10 protein-coding genes and 1 pseudogene are annotated in these 16185 nt (G+C 62.3%); 3 read left to right on the top strand and 8 right to left on the bottom strand.

Annotated elements, in window-relative coordinates; all coding sequences use genetic code 11:
• Positions 1-297 precede the first annotated feature (297 nt).
• From V5279_RS12535 to V5279_RS12525, 3 genes and pseudogenes are all read left to right on the top strand, one after another.
• Positions 298-1098, top strand: a complete 801-nt coding sequence (locus tag V5279_RS12535; protein WP_338697703.1) for an HAD-IIA family hydrolase — start codon at positions 298-300, stop codon at positions 1096-1098.
• Between the two features lie 5 nt (positions 1099-1103).
• Positions 1104-2087 (top strand): phosphotransferase enzyme family protein, encoded by a 984-nt coding sequence (locus V5279_RS12530; RefSeq protein WP_338697701.1) that lies wholly within the window; start codon positions 1104-1106, stop codon positions 2085-2087.
• Positions 2088-2263: 176 nt separating this feature from the next.
• Positions 2264-4410, top strand: a pseudogene (locus tag V5279_RS12525) (N,N-dimethylformamidase beta subunit family domain-containing protein).
• A gap of 452 nt (positions 4411-4862) precedes the next feature.
• Here the strand turns inward: V5279_RS12525 and V5279_RS12520 are convergent.
• The 8 genes from V5279_RS12520 to V5279_RS12485 all read right to left on the bottom strand — a co-directional run bounded on the left by V5279_RS12520 (position 4863) and on the right by V5279_RS12485 (position 15758).
• The gene (locus tag V5279_RS12520) at positions 4863-6110 is read right to left on the bottom strand and encodes an acyl-CoA dehydrogenase family protein (RefSeq protein ID WP_338701136.1); all 1248 of its coding nucleotides are present in this window, start codon (positions 6108-6110) and stop codon (positions 4863-4865) included.
• A gap of 68 nt (positions 6111-6178) precedes the next feature.
• Positions 6179-7858, bottom strand: a complete 1680-nt coding sequence (locus tag V5279_RS12515; RefSeq protein ID WP_338697699.1) for an AMP-binding protein — start codon at positions 7856-7858, stop codon at positions 6179-6181.
• A gap of 114 nt (positions 7859-7972) precedes the next feature.
• Positions 7973-8728, bottom strand: a complete 756-nt coding sequence (locus V5279_RS12510; protein ID WP_338697695.1) for a GntR family transcriptional regulator — start codon at positions 8726-8728, stop codon at positions 7973-7975.
• 50 nt (positions 8729-8778) lie between these two features.
• The gene (locus V5279_RS12505; RefSeq protein WP_338697693.1) at positions 8779-10320 is read right to left on the bottom strand and encodes a sugar ABC transporter ATP-binding protein; all 1542 of its coding nucleotides are present in this window, start codon (positions 10318-10320) and stop codon (positions 8779-8781) included.
• The gene (locus V5279_RS12500; RefSeq protein ID WP_338697691.1) at positions 10317-11369 is read right to left on the bottom strand and encodes a hypothetical protein; all 1053 of its coding nucleotides are present in this window, start codon (positions 11367-11369) and stop codon (positions 10317-10319) included. The genes V5279_RS12505 and V5279_RS12500 overlap by 4 nt, the downstream gene beginning before the upstream one ends.
• 69 nt (positions 11370-11438) lie before the next feature.
• Positions 11439-13550, bottom strand: a complete 2112-nt coding sequence (locus V5279_RS12495; protein WP_338697689.1) for an ABC transporter permease — start codon at positions 13548-13550, stop codon at positions 11439-11441.
• Between the two features lie 115 nt (positions 13551-13665).
• Positions 13666-14688 carry a sugar ABC transporter substrate-binding protein gene (locus tag V5279_RS12490; protein WP_338697687.1) on the bottom strand — a complete coding sequence of 341 codons (1023 nt, stop codon included), beginning with the start codon at positions 14686-14688 and terminating at the stop codon, positions 13666-13668.
• A gap of 59 nt (positions 14689-14747) precedes the next feature.
• Positions 14748-15758: an ABC transporter permease gene (locus V5279_RS12485; protein WP_338697685.1), complete on the bottom strand. Its 1011-nt coding sequence runs from the start codon at positions 15756-15758 to the stop codon at positions 14748-14750.
• Positions 15759-16185: the final 427 nt, after the last annotated feature.

Below are 16185 nucleotides of genomic sequence, written 5' to 3'. Positions count from 1 at the left end.
GGCCGCAAGGCACTCAGCCGTTTCGATCGTCTTGCACAAATCGTGACTTGCGCAACGTGCAAAGCGTAGACCAAAGGTCGCTATCGCCCGACTCCTGCTGCTCCACGATTCCGTTGCTGACGCTCCCGGGGCGCCGCGGGTCGCGCATGGAGATTTCCGCTCCCGGAAGGATGGCGCACAACTGCAAGGCAAGGACGCCTCTCCAATGTGCAGCACACAAATCATGGATGCACAGAGCAGCAACGCTATGCTGGCAGCCATATGATCACGCTTGCGGAACTGAACGGAATCCCAGCATTGGAACAGCGTGTTTCTCCGGCCGACCATCCCATTCGCGGCATCATCTCGGATCTCGACGGCGTCGCCTATCGCGGCGACATCCCGATCGAAGACTCCGTGAAGGCATTTCGCGGATGGAGCGAGCGGGGCCTGCCCTATGCGTTCGTTACCAACAATTCGACGAAATCCGCCGCGCAGTTTGCGGCCAAGCTGAGCCGCATCGGCATTCCAGCCGAGCCGTCGCAGGTCTTCACGACGATTTCGGCGGTAACGTCCCTGCTTGAACGGCGCTGGCCACGTACCTCGCCCGTGTTTGCGATCGGCGAACGACCACTGCTCGAGGCGATCGAGGACAGCGGCTATCACCTGACCGAAGTCGAGCCCGAGATCGTCGTGCTCGGATTCGATGCCGCTCTCGACTACGCCAAGCTGCGCACGGCGATCAGGGCCGCACTCGCCGGCGCGGCCGTCATCGCGACCAATCCCGATGTACTGACGCCGGTTCATGACGGCTACGATCCCTGCGTCGGCATGATCACGGCAGCGGTCACGGCGGCCGTGCCCAATACCAAGCCGATCGTGGTCGGCAAGCCGCAGCCGTTCCTGATCGAACAGGCGCTTGCGCATCTCGGCACCGCCCGGCATGAGACCGTCATGGTCGGCGACCAGATCGGCACCGATATCGCGGCAGGGAAGGCTGCCGGCATGCGGTCGATCCTGCTCGCAAGCGACGTCCCATTCAATGCGGTTGCGGGCGTCTTGCCCGATCGCGTCATCGCGAGCCTTCTCGACCTCGCATTCCCCGAGACGGTCGGTTAGCTGCGATGATGACTCCCGGCCTCATCGAGAGCATGCAGGCCTCTCTCGCCGCGAGCCTGCCGCGCTGGGGACTTTCATCGCAATCGACGCTCGCCTTTCTCAGCCATTCCGAGAACACCACCTTTCTCGCGCAGGATCCGGCCTCGAGGCAAAAACTCGTCTTGCGCGTGCAGCGGACCGGCTATCACTCGCCCGCCGAGATTGCGTCGGAACTCGCCTGGATCGACGCGGTGATCGCGGACAACGTCGTGCTCACGCCGCGCCCCGTCGCCGATCGGGAGGGGCACCTGCTGTGCCCCATTCCCCTGAATGGCGTGACAAGGCACGTCGTTGCATTCGAATTCCTCAGCGGCGAGGAGCCGGACGCCTCGGACGACCTGGTCGCCTGGTTCGGCAAGCTCGGCGCGACCAGCGCGAGGCTTCACGCGCACAGCCGCCAATGGACGAGGCCATCGACTTTCCAGCGCAAGGTCTGGGATTTCGATGCCATGCTGGGCAGCCGGCCACTATGGGGTGACTGGCGCGCTGGTCTTGGCTTGCGCGACGATGGCCGCAGGCTGCTGCAAAGGGTCGCCGACGAACTTGAACGGCGCGTCGACGCCTATGGACGGGCAGAGCAGCGGTTCGGCCTCGTCCACGCCGACCTGCGCCTTGCCAACCTGCTCGTCGAGGGCGACAGGCTCGGCGTCATCGACTTCGACGATTGCGGCTTCTCGTGGTTCTTCTATGACTTTGCCGCGGCCGTCAGCTTCATGGAGCATGAGCCGGTCGTGGACCAGCTCCAGCAGGTGTGGCTTGCGGGATACCGAACCGTCGCACCGGTCTCGCGCGAGGACGAGGTCATGCTGCCTGCGTTCGTCATGCTCAGGCGCATGCTGCTGACGGCCTGGCTCGCTTCGCATTCGGACACCGAAACTGCACGACGTCTGGGTACGGGCTACACCGACGGAACGGTCGCGCTCGGCGACCGGTTCCTGTGCGGGCTGTGACGCGGACTTTCGGGACGAGCGGCGGCGCGCCTGTCCTTTGCTCCAGTGTTGCTGCTCTCGGACTCCAGAATGCCGCAACAGGTATTTCCCCGCCGGCATTGATCCCCGAATGATGGCGCGCGCTCGGACATCGAGCGTCTGAAGCGGACTTAACCAGCGAGCGTGGGCGGCGTCAGATGGATATCCAGGCTTATTTCGAGGAGTGGTCCTGCGAGCCCGGCGATGTCGTCCGGCTCGCGATCAGCACGCCGCACGACTCCGTCCACGCAAGTCTCGTGCGACTGGTCTCGGGTCCCCGGCGCGACGAAGCGATCGAGGGCAAGGTGGTCGATTTCTCGTCGGTGCTCGACCGCACTGTTTCCGGCGGTGTGCAATCCACGGTGGTCGGCTCGCACGCCGAATTTCTGCTTCCCTCGCCGATCAAGGATACGGCGGTCGCCGTCCATTGCTGGGCGTGGCCGACCGTCCCTGAGCGGAGCGCGCCCCAGACCATCTGGTCAATCGGCGACATCGCGCTCGTCATCATCTCAGGTGATCTTGCGCTCCGGACGGGCAACGCAACGCTCGCGGTCTTGCCGGATGCGATCGTCGCCAAGCACTGGTATTCGATCCTGACCACCATCGGCGACGGCGAGGTTTCCATCGACCTCAGGCGTCTAGATGCCAAGGTTGGTGCACAACGCGCGCTCCGCGCGGCGACCGGCGCGACGGCAAGTGCGGCCACGCTCCTGCTCGCGGCGTCCGGCATCGGCCCGTCCGGGTCGCCGCTGGAGCCATATAACGGCAAGATCGACTCGCCAACGCTGCACCTCGCCAAGCCATCCGTCGAGATGATCGCCGCATGGCACGCAGGGAAGACTCCCGCGCAACCGGCATGGGCTGCATGGAAACTCGGCAGGGACTTCGCGTCGGAGACGATTGAACCGGAGGTTGGCACCGCACAGGGGCGCCTTGTCAACGGCGTCGAGCGCGGTGTGACCGGACGCAACTGGGACGGGCGAAGCGATTCCTTCGTCGAAGTTCCCGAGCAGTACTGTGCGCTGCAATTCCACGACGACGACATGGTGGATGCGGGCTGGACGTACAATCTCGAATTCCGCCTGCCGGAGGACCTTCAGAGCGGGATCTACGCAGTTCGGCTGGCCGCAATCATTTTCCGCTGTTTGTCAGGCCGGTCCCGGGCGCCTCGGCATCCGTGCTGTTCCTGGTGCCGACCAACACCTATCTGGCCTATGCGAACGACCACCTGGCCTCGCTCGACTTCTCATCGGTGATGCCGCATGACAAGATCGTGCCGGAGGACGAGCAGTACCTGTTCTCGCATCCGGAGCCGGGCCGCTCCTGCTACGATACCCATGCCGACGGAACGCCGGTCCGCTATTCGAGCCGCAGACGGCCGCTGTTCAACGTCCGCCCTGGCTTTCCGAACTGGCTTACGGGCTCGTACCGTCACTTTCCCGTCGACATGTACATCATCGAATGGCTGGAGCATCTCGGCATCGAATATCATGTCGCAACCGACGAGGATTTTGAACGCGGGGGCCGCAACCTGACCGACCGGTACGCGGCGATCCTCACGGGCTCGCACCCGGAATACTGGACACGAGCCGGCCTCGATATCCTCGACGGATACCTGCATGACGGCGGACGGGTTATGTATCTTGGCGGCAATGGCTTCTACTGGGTCACGAGCCGGCTCGGTGCAAAGCCCTGGGTCATCGAAGTACGCCGCGACAACAGCGGCACGCGCTGTTGGGATGCCCCCTATGGCGAACGGACCCATGTCGCGACGACTGAGGCCGGCGGCATCTGGCGCACGCGCGGCCGTGCCCCGAACAAGATGCTGGGCGTGGGCTTCGCATCGGAGGGATGGTCGAAGGGCTGCGGCTATCGGCGTCTGGAGGCGAGCTACAATTCGCCCGCCGCGAAGCTGTTCGATGGCATCACCGAGGAAATCGTCGGCGATTACGGGTATGTGCTGGGCGGCGCAGTGGGAGACGAGGTCGACAGGTACGACGTTGCGCTCGGAAGTCCGGAGCATGCCTACGTGCTCGGGACTTCGACCGGGCTTGGCAACGAGTACCAACTCGTCATCGAGGATCTGACTCTCTCGCTTCCGGATCAGGGAGGCGAACAGCGGCCCGACGTGGTGCGATCGGACATGGTCCTGTTTCCGATCGATGGCGGCGGCTGGGTGTTTTCGGTCGGCTCCATCGCCTATGGCGGCACCCTGGCCTGGAACGGCTGCGACAACGGTCTTTCGCGCCTCACGGCAAATGTTCTCAAGGCCTTCACCGGCAAGGAGCCGGTGCTCGGTGCATGAGACCGTGAGGGCGACTTCGTCCCGAAACGAACGCAATTGATTTCGAATGAAAGCAAAGGAAAATCAACCACCGCATCCTTTGTTCGGCCGCTCATAACGGCCTGGTTGCAGGTTCGAGTCCTGCCGGGCCCACCAAGAAGATCAATATCTTACTGGGTCCTGGTTGTCCGCAGCGCGACGACCGCGCCAGAAACCGCACCAGATGCGCGCTCTTTTCGTTCTTGAGCGGTTCGCGCTCCGCCCGCGATTAGACAAACTGAGAGAGGATGAACGAGCTAATTGCTGGTGATCGCTCCGCGCTTCATCGCAGCGAAGAATCTCACCTCGGCAAGATTGCGGGGTTTCCTCATTCAGCGCGCAGGCCAACACCGCGATGTTGGCTTGCGGCAAGCGTGGGCGGGCCCGGCAGTTTCGATGCGCGGTCGGCAAGCCCCTCACCTTCCTGATCCCATCTATGGCAGACCTTTTGGGCGTGGCCACAGGCCTCCTTCGGACCATGATTCAGATTCATCTGGGGACATCGGATCGGCGCCGCCGCCGGTCCGGGCGGGATCGGAATTGAGCCAACGGTGCAACTCGAGCTTGCCTATCTGGTTGCGGTGGACCTCGTCGGGGCCATCGGCCAGTCGCAGCAAGCGGGTCGTAGCAAGCGCTGCCGAAAGGAAATGGTCGTTGTTGGTTCCACCTCCACCGAAAACCTGTATCGCCCAGTCAACGATTGTCTGCGCCATGTTTGGCGCGACGACCTTAATCATCGCGATTTCCTGCCGCGCGGCCTTGTTGCCGACCGTATCCATCATATAGGCCGCCCTGAGAGTCAGTAGCCGCGCCTGCTCGATCTTCATGCGCGATTCAGCCAACCGCTCAAGCGTCACCGTTTGCTCGGCGAGAGGCTTGCCGAAAGCGACACGTTTCAGCGCTCGCCGGCACATGCGCTCGAGCACGCGCTCGGAGAGGCCGATCAACCGCATGCAATGATGGATGCGCCCAGGTCCGAGCCGTCCCTGCGCGATCTCAAATCCACGTCCCTCGCCAAGCAGCATGTTGGTGGCCGGCACGCGCACATTTGTGAACATCACCTCGGATGCGCGATCCGGTACGCCGTAAAATCCGAGCACCGGCAGCGAGCGGACGACATGCACGCCGGGCGTATCCTTCGGCACCAGAATCATCGATTGGCGCTTGTGACGGTCCGGATGCGCTGGGTCGGTCTGCCCCATGAAAATGATGATCTTGCATCGCGGATCGGTGGCACCAGTCGTGTACCACTTGCGGCCGTTGATCACGTAATCGTCGCCGTCACGCACGATCACGCTGGCGACATTGGTCGCGTCGGATGAGGCAACGTCGGGTTCCGTCATCGCAAACGAAGAACGGATCTCGCCCGCCAGCAACGGCTTCAGCCAGCGTTCCTTCTGCGGCTCGGTACCGTAGCGGAGGATCGTCTCCATATTGCCGGTGTCCGGCGCACTGCAATTGAATACCTCGGGAGCAAGGTGCGAGCGTCCCATGATCTCGCACAGCGGCGCATATTCGAGATTGGTAAGCCCCTCCTTGTGAGCCGGCAGAAACAGATTCCACAGGCCGGCCTGTTGTGCGCGCGGTTTCAATTCCTCGACAACCGGATGCACAGCCCAGGGGCCAAGCCGCTCGGCCTCCTGATAGTACCGGTGCTCATTCGGGTAGATGTGCTCCGCCATGAAGCGCTGGATACGCGCAGCCAGTTCCTGGCTGCGTTCGCTTTGGGTGATATCCACGTAGGTTCTCCTTACCGACTGCGTAGGCCGTCCCTGAGCGTGTTTCGAGTGATCTTCCCGGATTCTGTCTTCGGCAGATCCTCCAACACGCGAATGTCGACGGGGCATTTGTAGGCCGCCAGCCGCTCGCGGCAGAAGCGGGAGAGCGCGGCGACATTGATTGCCGTGCCGGGTTGGGCTGAGACGAACGCCACCACCGTCTCGCCGCGATAAGGATCGGCAGCACCGACGACCGCTGCCTCGCGCACACCCGTAAAGCCGTAGATCACGTCTTCCACCTCGCGCGGCCAGACCTTGAAGCCAGACGCGGAGATCATGTCCTTCTTGCGGTCCACGAGATAGAACCAGCCGCTCTCGTCAAAGAAGCCGACGTCGCCGCTATGCAGCCAACCGTTGGTCAGAACCTCATCGGTTTCCGCGGGCTTTCTCCAGTAGCCAGCCATCACGCCTGAGCCACGCACAACCACCTCGCCGTGCTCGCCGGGCCCGAGCGGGCGACGCTCGTCGTCAACGACGATCGCATCGACGGCGGCGGTCGGCCTGCCGATGGAAAGCGCGCCGGATTCGGGATCGACGGGAATCGGACCTTCGTTGGGGGCAAGATGACTTGCAGAGGTCAGTTCGGTCATTCCATAGGAACTGCGGATCGCCCGTCCAAACCGTTTCGCAAACGCATCGATGACCGAGGGAGCAATCGGCGCGCCGCCGGAATAGAGATATACAAAGCTATCGAAATGGCGGCTCGTCGCCTCAGCCTGGTTCATCAGCGCGATGAATGCGGTGATCGCACCAACGATGAATGTCGGCCGCCATTCAAGGAAGGCATCAAGCGCGACCTGCGGTTGGAAGCGATAGGTCAGCACCATCGCCGCATGCGCGGCGAAGGCCGCAACCATCTGGATCTCGAACCCGGTGATGTGGAACAGCGGTGCGACGCCGAAGATTCGCGACGTGCCGTTCAGCTCGAAATGATCGCGGCAGATCAGCGCCGTCGCCACCAAATTGCGATGCGTGAGCATGGCGCCCTTGGGAACGCCGGTGGTCCCGGATGTGTAGAGCAGCAGGCCAATGTCATCGGAGACCAGAACTGGTGCCGGGGGTGCCGGTGTGTTTTCGGCGAAGATTGTGGCCAGCGCATGGGCCTGCGGCGCCGGGCCGGGCTCCGGCAGCACACGGGCATCGTTTCGCATCTGGAATTCACGAGCGGCGGTCCAGAGCACCAGTTCGGGATCGACCGAATTGGTCGCCGGGAAAACGTTGTCCCATTGATCATCGTGGCAGATCACCGCCTTGGGTTCGCAATCCTTGAACAGCTTCCGAAGCTCCGGCGTCCGGTACATCGGGTTGAGGCTGACCACGATGGCCCCGACTTTCCAGGCCGCCACGCTGACGATGACGAACTGCGGCACATTCTGAAGAATGACGGCAACCCGGTCGCCGCGCCCGACCCCTTTGCGCGCGAAGACGCCGGCGAGCCGGTCGCTGAACCGGTCAATATCGGCATAGGTCCGCGTCGCATCGAAATAGAACACCGCCGGCGCGTCGCGCGGTACAGCGCGAAACAGATCGAGTGCCGTCAGCCGTTCGAGGTCGGGAGAAGCGACAGACGTTTCTCCGAGACGCGCCCGCAGCCGACCTGCGGCCTCCTCATAGGCGCGCACAAGCGACGCGGTATCGGAGCCGGCACTCATTCTCGTTACCCGTTGCAGCCGCGGTCGCGACGATGCCAGCCGCATCCAGCCTTGCGACGCTGATACCCGGCAGCCGTCCTCATCCTGTCGCCGACAACACCGGTGTTCCGGAAGCTAGTCATTGGACTTTTTTCCTCGATAAACCGAGCCGAGACGTGCGTGCGGTAACGCGGCGCGGTTCGCAAGGGGCGGTTGGGCCGCCCCACTCTCTTTCGCCTGAATGACAACGCGCGTGCGCCGGATGTGGAGGCGCACCAACACCTGCGCGGCGTCGACGTCGCGCGCCCGGATCGCATCCATGATCAGGACGTGCTGAGGATCGGAGAACGGAAACCCATCCTTGGCATAGGTTTCGCTGACGAATTGCCGCCGGAAATGCTGCGTGCTGTTCCAGAAGCGCTCGACCATCGCCAGCAGCTGCGGCATCCGCGCGCGCGAATAGGTTCGCAGGTGAAACTCCCGATCAAGCTGGATGTATTCCTCGAGGGTGGCTACCTGCTCAAGTTCGTGCACAATGCGGTCAAGCGCCTCGATGTCCTCGTCGGTCAGGTTCGGAACGCTTTCGCCGATGGCAAGCGGTTCGACCGCTTCGCGGATCTTGTAGATCTCGATCGATTCTTCCGAGTTGACGTCGGCAATCCAGGCGCCACGGTTCGGCGCCATCACGACCAGCCCCTCGTTCTCGAGCTGCTTCAGCGCCTCGCGCACGGGAATGCGGCTTGCTCCGAAATGAGCCGCAAGAAGTTCCTGCCGAATTCGCGTACCTGGCCGCATCTCGCCGCTCAACACCGCGCTGCGGATCTCGTTTGCAATCCGCTCGCTCATCAGCCGACCGCCATCCGGATCGTCCTGATTGGCGGCGCGCGCCACGTCGGTCCAATTGGGAGGCCGCTGATAGGCACTCATGAAAGCCCTCCTTATCAATGAATGGCCGCGTACATGATCTTGTCTTCGGTCGCATCAGCCCGTGTCATTTCCTCGACGATACGCCCGCCACGAGCAACCAGGATCCGATCCGAGATAGCCATGATCTCCGGCAGATAGGAAGAAATCACCACGACTGCCTTGTTCTCGGCCGCCAGCTTGCGAATTGCCTGATGGATTTGTGGAATGGCGCTGACGTCGACCCCCCGCGTCGGCTCGTCGAAGATAACCACTGTCGGTTCCTGCGCGAGAGACTTTCCCACCACGACCTTCTGCTGATTGCCGCCGGAATATTCCACAATCTTCAGCGTTCGCTTCAGTGCCGAGATCGAGAGCGCCGAGATCCATTGATCGGCAATCCGCTTCATTTCGCGCGTGGAGTAGAGGAATCGTCTGATGCGCGGCGACGACAGATAACCAAGATAGATATTCTGATCCACCGTCATCGTCTCGAAGAATCCGTCGACCTTACGATCCTCGGTGATATAGGCGATTCCGTCGCGCACCGCCTGCCTGGGCACCCGATAGCGGACCGGCTTGTCCCGCAGATAGACCATCCCGCCGCGCAGGAAGTTGCGCTTGCGCGCGCCGCTGACGATCTGCGCGATCTCGGAACGTCCCGCGCCGACCAATCCGAAAATGCCGACGACCTCTCCGTTGAACACCGAGAACGACATATTCTTGACGATGCTGCCCATCGTCACGTTCTCGACCGAAAGCACCTTCTCGCCACGTGACGCATCGGGCTTCGGCGCATCTGGATCAGCGCCGTGGGTTGCGTACTGCGCCGCCGTTTCCTCGCGGCCAACCATCATCCGCACGAGCGAGTCGCGGGTGACGTCCTTCGCGGGCACCGTGGCGACCAGCTTGCCGTCGCGGAGTACGGTGATGCGATCGGCGATGTTGAGTGCCTCTTCCAGCGCGTGCGAGATGAAGATGATCCCGGCGCCCTTGTCTTTCAGGGTGTTGAGAAGATGGAACAGATGTTGCGTCTCCTCGGGCGTAAGCGACGCAGTCGGTTCATCGAAGATGAAGACCTGTGCATTGTGGCGCACAGCACGCACGATCTCGACCATCTGCCGTTTGGCCGTTCCCAGATTCTCGACCAGCACCAGCGGATCGACATTGAAGTTCATCGATTGTAGCGACTGCGTCGCCGCTATGTTGATCTTGCTGTAGACTGTGACCCACTTCTCCATGCCGAGTTCAAGGTTCTGCGCCACCGTCATCGACGGCACCAGACTGGACTCCTGATAGACCATCGCGACACCACCCTCGAGCGCCTCCTTTGGAGAGGCGAACGCGACCTTGCGTCCCCGGATCATGTAGTCTCCGGAGGTCAGCACGATTGCGCCTGCGATCGCCTTGCACAGCGTCGATTTTCCCGCACCGTTCTCACCTAGCAGCGCGTGTATTTCGCCAGGCCGCAGATCGAAATTGACGCCATCGATCGCATGCAGACCGCCATAGACCTTGCTGCCATTGACGACCTGAAGCAGCGGGGTTCCTGCCTGTTGTTCCGCCGGCATGGCGCTCATCCTTCTTGCACGCCGCGACCACGCGGCAGTTCAACGAGGCAATCGCGCCCCTTGGACACGGCCAGCACACGGGAGCCAATCGCGCGGACGGCGGTTATTCCATGGACCCGACCATCGACGCGGCTGTGCAACGTCTCCGTCGCCAAGCCCTTGGCGTCCAGCCGCGCAACGAGGCCATACGAGCGCGGCGGTGCCCACGGCTTCTGAATGCCGAGCTTCTTGATGCGGCCGATCTGGGTCGGTTCGCGCGGATTGAGGCGACCATCCAGCGCCGGGCCGATCCAAAGCTCTGGCGGCACCGTCCGCATCATTTCTTCGCAGAACGCCCGTTCGCGCAGGACGAATTCGGTCAGCTGCGTGCGAAGCGCGAGGAAGGCCATCCAGACCTCTCCGTCCGCGCCCCGGGCGAGACGCGCCGGATAGCCAGTGTAGTTCTTGACGATGACGCGCCTGTCGTCGCCTGCGCGTGAGAAGGCGGTCAAGCGGTGGGCCCAGGATTCGGCGACCCACACCTCCTGGCCGTCGCCAGACACGACCGCGCCTAGCGGCCATGCGAGCTTGTCCGCGCGCACGCTCGCACCACCGAGCGAGGGATTGCACGCGATGAGCCGGCCTGACGGAGCGCGGTTCTGCATCAGGTCAGTCAGCCAGAGTTCAGGCCGGTTGTTGCGCGAGCCTTCGGTCAAGTAGATCGCGCCATCCGGCGCGACCGTGACCGACAGCGGACAAGAAATCTTCTCGCCTCCGACGCTTTCGAGCTTACCGATGACCTCACCAGCTGGCGAAAGCGCCACCAAGCCCTCGCCGGAGACGCAAGCGAGCAGCCTGCCACCCGGGGTGCAGGCAAGTCCGCCGACCGGGCCATCAAGCATCGCGAACGGCGTGCGCGTGTTGAAATCGTCCCCCGTGCAACGCAGGATGCGATTGCCGGTCGAGACATAGAGCGCGCCGTCCTGCCCGAGCGCGATGTCGTCCGGCCGCTCGATCTCATCGCCGAGCTGGCGGGCCTGATCGAGCCGCTGGTTCGGAGAGAACGCGCCGTCGAGCACCGGAATGACGTGAATTTCCCGGTTCGGAGACAACACACGATCGATGATATCGCCAAGCAATGACATCGCTCAGGCCCCTCCCCAATAAGACTTGTGCGCTTCCCAGGTCGGGTCGGCGTCTTGCAGGCGGATACGGCCGATGCGGTTGTTCTCGAGACCGCCGATATAGAGATAGCCCTTGTGTTCGCGAACCGACGTGATGGTCGGATGCGAAAGCCCGCCCGGATCCCAGAGCGATTCGGTCACGACGCCGTTGTCGTCGAACTTGACCACGCAGCCGTAATTGATCCCCGGGCACAGCCACTCGTCCGGCGGGATCTGCTTGACCATGCGGGTGCGGAAAACGGGATTGCGCATGGCAAGGTCATAGACCGGCGTGCGCAAGCCGACGAAGGCGAGCCAGTACCTGCCGTCGGAGGCGCGGTTGATGTTGTCGCAATAGCCCGGAAGGTTGTCGATCAGGATCTCGCTGGTGCCTGCTTTCGGGCCCGCGATCCAGAAGCGGTTGATCTGGCACAGCCAGGTGCTGGCCCACAGCACCGACTGGCCGTCATGCGAAATACAGATGCCGTTTGGAAACGTCAGGTTCTTGAGGACCGTTCTGGTTATGCCGGTTTTCGGATCGTGGCAGATCAGCCGACCATTGCCGCGCCCCTCAAAGCCGTCGAGCGCCCAGTCGGTCAGTTCGTAGCGGGTCGAGGCCTCGCTGAAATAGATCTTGCCGTCGGGCGCGACGTCGAGATCGTCCGCGAGATAGAGCCGCGAGTCGTCCTTGAGGCGTGTGCGCGTTCGCGTGGTGCGGTCGGTGACCTTGAAGACAGAGCGATCGGGCTTCACGCCATACACGCCCATGCCGGCAATGCAGACCAAGAGGTTCTGATCCCGATCGAACGCCAGCCCGAGTGGCCGGCCACCGATGCGCGCGAACTCCTCGCGGACAGTGTAATCCGGTGCAAAAAAGCGGATGATCGAGCCGTTGCGGTTGACGGTGTAGAGGTTGTCCTTGCGGTCGAGGATGATGTCTTCCGGGCCTTCGATCATGTTGAGCGCGATGGCTTCGGCGTTCTTCAGCCGATCGTTCTCCGCAAACGGCGTGCCGCTGCCGCGCTCGACCGACGGCGGCGGCTCGAAATCGACCCAGCTTGGAGTGACATAGACCTTTTGCAGCACCTTGCCCTTGTTCTTGACCCACTTCACGTTGAAGCCAACCGCGAGCAGCAAGATGATGCCGATGATGGCGGTCGTCAGGTTACCGGAAATGCCCAGCCGCACCATGCCGCTGGTGAGCATGAAGATGATCGCCGCGCCCATGACGGCGCGCGCGATGGTGCCGCGGCCGCCGGCAAGGCTGATGCCGCCAAGGACCACCGCGGCCAGCGCGTTGATCTCCCAGCCGACACCGGTGTCGGTGCCCGAACTGCTCTGCCGCGCTGCATAAAGGATTCCCGCCAGTGCCGCGATCGACCCTGACATCACATAGGCCGAAAACAGCACGCGCTTGACGTTGACGCCGGCGTGGCGGGCGGCCTTGCGGCTCGACCCGACCGCCATGATGTGGACACCGGGCTTGATGCGGGTGAGAAAGAAGTGCGTTCCGACGGCAAGCAGGATCAACACCAGCATGTTGACAGGAATGCCGAGAACTCTGCCCGATCCCATGAAATCCCACGTACTGGACCCGCTATCGATGCTTGCGAGCTCGTTCGTGAACGCAACTGTCACCTTGTTATAGGCGGCGCGGACGATGATGAGGACGACCAGGGTCGTCAGGAACGGCCGGGTCTTGCCGTAAGCAATCAGGCCGCCGTTGATCGCGCCCATTGCCGCGCCGAACAGGATGACAAGGACGATCATCACCGGCAGCGGCAGCCCGACAATGAGATACAGATAGAGAGCGAGGAAGTTCGACATCGCGAACACCGCGCCGACCGACAGGTCGATGCCGCCCGACAGCACCGAGAAGGCCATCGCGACCGCAACCATCCCCTGCTCCGCGAAATTCCGCATCAGTTCCTGAAGGCTGCTCGCCGTCAGGTAACGCGGGATCATCACCGCGAATGCCAGGAACACCGCGATCGTGAGCGTGAATGGAATGATCGGCTCCATCCACCGCTTCTCAAGCAGCTCGCCCAGGAACAATTGGGGCGAATGGCGGTGCCAGGCTCGTTGCAGGCTTTTCATCAACAGACTCCGGCGGGTTCGGCGCGGGCGCGGCCGAACGGCGGGACGACGCAGGGAATGGGGATCGGCAACCCCGGCCTGCCCGCGCCGCAAGGGGGCGCGGGCGCCGGAACGTTTACTTCGCGCCCTTCGGGATGCTGAAGCAGTACATCCGATCGTCCTTCGACTTCACCCAGGCGGGGGTCGTGTAATAGGCGACGTTCTTCGAGCCCGGCTTGTCGCCGCTCTGCAAGAGCGCGATCACCGCGTCGGCAATGGTCTGCCCCTGCACGTCGGCGCGATACGACAGGTTCGCGGAGAACGCGCCCTGCTCCAGCAGATCGCAATCCGCGGGCTGTCCGTCGCTGGCGACGAACACCTTCACCTTGTCGCCCATGTTCGCCGCCTTGATCGCCTGCGCCGCGCCGGCAGTTTGCGGTCCCCAGACGCTGAGGATCCCGCACAGCTTGGGATGCTGCTGCAACACGGTGGTCGTGATATCGCCGGCCTTGTTGGCGTCCCAGCTTGTCGGCTGCGACGACACGACCTTGATCGACGGCTCGGTCTTGAACACTTCCATGGCGCCGTTCTTCATGTCGAGCGAATAGGCTGCGGTCGCTTCGCCCTCGAGGATCGCGACCTCCCCCGAGCCCTTGCCGCCGCCGCATTGGTTGATGACCTCGCGAGCGATCTTGGTGCCGAGATCCTTGGCATCGACGCCGACATAGGCGTCGCTCAGGGTATTCGACGCCATGTTGACCTGCACGACATAGATGCCTGCATCCATCGCACGCTTCAGCTCCTTGGCGAGCAGCGTGACGTTCGGATTCTGGACCACGAGCACGTCAGGCTTTTCGTTGATGTAGTCGCTAACGGTCTGAAGCTGGATATCGGACTTCATGTTGGCGTCACGGGTGATGAGCTTGATGCCGTAATCGTCGAAACGATCTTTCATCACACGCGTCCATTCGGATTCCAGAACGCCCATCCAGACTGGCGACCAGGCCACCGTCTTGCCTTTGAGCGCCTTGTCGAATTTGTCGCGCAACTGGTCGCGCGGCCCGGCCGCCTGCGATGGCGCCGCCACCAGCGCGGCGGTTGCCACCATCGCCGCCAGCCCGATGCCGGCAAGAGCCTTCCTGTGCAGTGCTTTCGTCATGTTTCTTCCTCCCCTTCTATGTCGGCCGATTGTTGCGGCCCGTTGATGGATGCAGAGCTTCAATCGCCCTGCTTCGACGTCTCCTCGTCACGCGGATGCAGCCGGGAATCGAGCAGGATCGCGATCAGCAGCACGACTCCCTTGACGATGTTCTGGGTCTGCACGTCCATGTCCATGATGGTCATGCCGTTCAGCAGCACGCCGATCAGCAGCGTTCCGGCGATGACGCTCATCACATTGCCGCGGCCGCCGACGAGGCTGACGCCGCCGAGCACCACAACCATGATGACATCGAAGATGATCGTCGATTCCGCGACCTGGAGATGCATCAGCGCCGTTTGCGCGATCATCACGACACCACCCACGTAACCGATCGCCGCGCACAGCGCGTATTCGATCATGGTCAGCGGACGGGTCGGCAGACCGGTCTGGCGCGCGGCGTCAGGGTTGTCGCCATGGGCATAGACGAAGCGGCCGATTACGGTGCGCGACAAGAAGAGATGCACGACGACCGCAGTGGCCGCGAAGATCAGGATCGAGATCGGGACGCCGCCCCAGATGTTTCCGCCCAGCCGCAGGAACTCGTCGTGCCCCTTCGAAAGATACACGACATAGTGCTGCACAAGATACACGACATAGTGCTGCACAGCAGTGGTGCGTACGATCCCCAATACCGCAAGGCTCGATGCTAGCGTCGTCAGCAGCGGCGGCATCTCGATCACCGAGATGAGAAACCCGTTCAGGATACCGATGGCGATCGCCATCACGAATCCGATGAGCAGCGCGACTGGCGTCGCAAAGCCCGAATTCATCAGAATGATCGCGATCGCGGTGGAGGCAGCGAAGGAGGCGACTTGCGACAGATCGAGTCCGCGCCCGATCACGACAACTGCCATGCCAAGCGCGAGAATGCCGAGTATCGAAATGTTACGGGCCAGCGCGAACAGATTGCCGAGTGTCAGGAAGCCCGTCAGGAAAATCGAGAAAACGACGATCAAGACCGCGCACATCGCCAGCACGGCCGTCGTCTGTGTCAATTTCGGCCCGCGCGCGCCCGAATTGCCGCTCACCGGGTCCTCCCCAAGTTTGATTTTATTCTGGGACGAAGCTGGACAAAATGTATCCAAAAGTCAACGTCAGTATCCAGACGGCAGATGAAAGGACCGTCTTCGGGCGAGAGAGCATCAGCATAGGCGAATATTATTATTTTATATCAGTATCTTAATTGTCCGCCGTTCAACCATTCGTGGTCGACCCACCTTACGCCCTTACAAACATGAAGCCGAAATAGAACGATTGGATACATTTCTCTGAAGCTGATCATGAGGCCTATCTCGACAAGGCGAAAACGGATGTCGGTTCGTGGCGGAGTAAGTATTCGGTGGAGCAGGAGCTGCGACGCAGCCAGTCAGGCAAGATTCCGTTGCACCTGATTATGGAAGGCGCACCGCTGCGGAGTTACCTCGCAACACGTCGCCGGGACCTACGTGAAGGTCC

Source organism: Bradyrhizobium sp. 26S5 (assembly GCF_036923295.1).
GTDB lineage: Bacteria > Pseudomonadota > Alphaproteobacteria > Rhizobiales > Xanthobacteraceae > Bradyrhizobium > Bradyrhizobium septentrionale.
Note: the sequence above shows the minus strand (reverse complement) of the source record. Positions and strands in the feature narration are given on the sequence as shown.

Coding starts and splice junctions, on each gene's coding strand:
- V5279_RS12530 (WP_338697701.1), top strand. CDS start 1,104: ATGATGACTCCCGGCCTCATCGAGAGCATGCAGGCCTCTCTCGCCGCG.
- V5279_RS12505 (WP_338697693.1), bottom strand. CDS start 10,320: ATGAGCGCCATGCCGGCGGAACAACAGGCAGGAACCCCGCTGCTTCAG.
- V5279_RS12515 (WP_338697699.1), bottom strand. CDS start 7,858: ATGAGTGCCGGCTCCGATACCGCGTCGCTTGTGCGCGCCTATGAGGAG.
- V5279_RS12520 (WP_338701136.1), bottom strand. CDS start 6,110: ATGGCGGAGCACATCTACCCGAATGAGCACCGGTACTATCAGGAGGCC.
- V5279_RS12495 (WP_338697689.1), bottom strand. CDS start 13,550: ATGAAAAGCCTGCAACGAGCCTGGCACCGCCATTCGCCCCAATTGTTC.
- V5279_RS12490 (WP_338697687.1), bottom strand. CDS start 14,688: ATGACGAAAGCACTGCACAGGAAGGCTCTTGCCGGCATCGGGCTGGCG.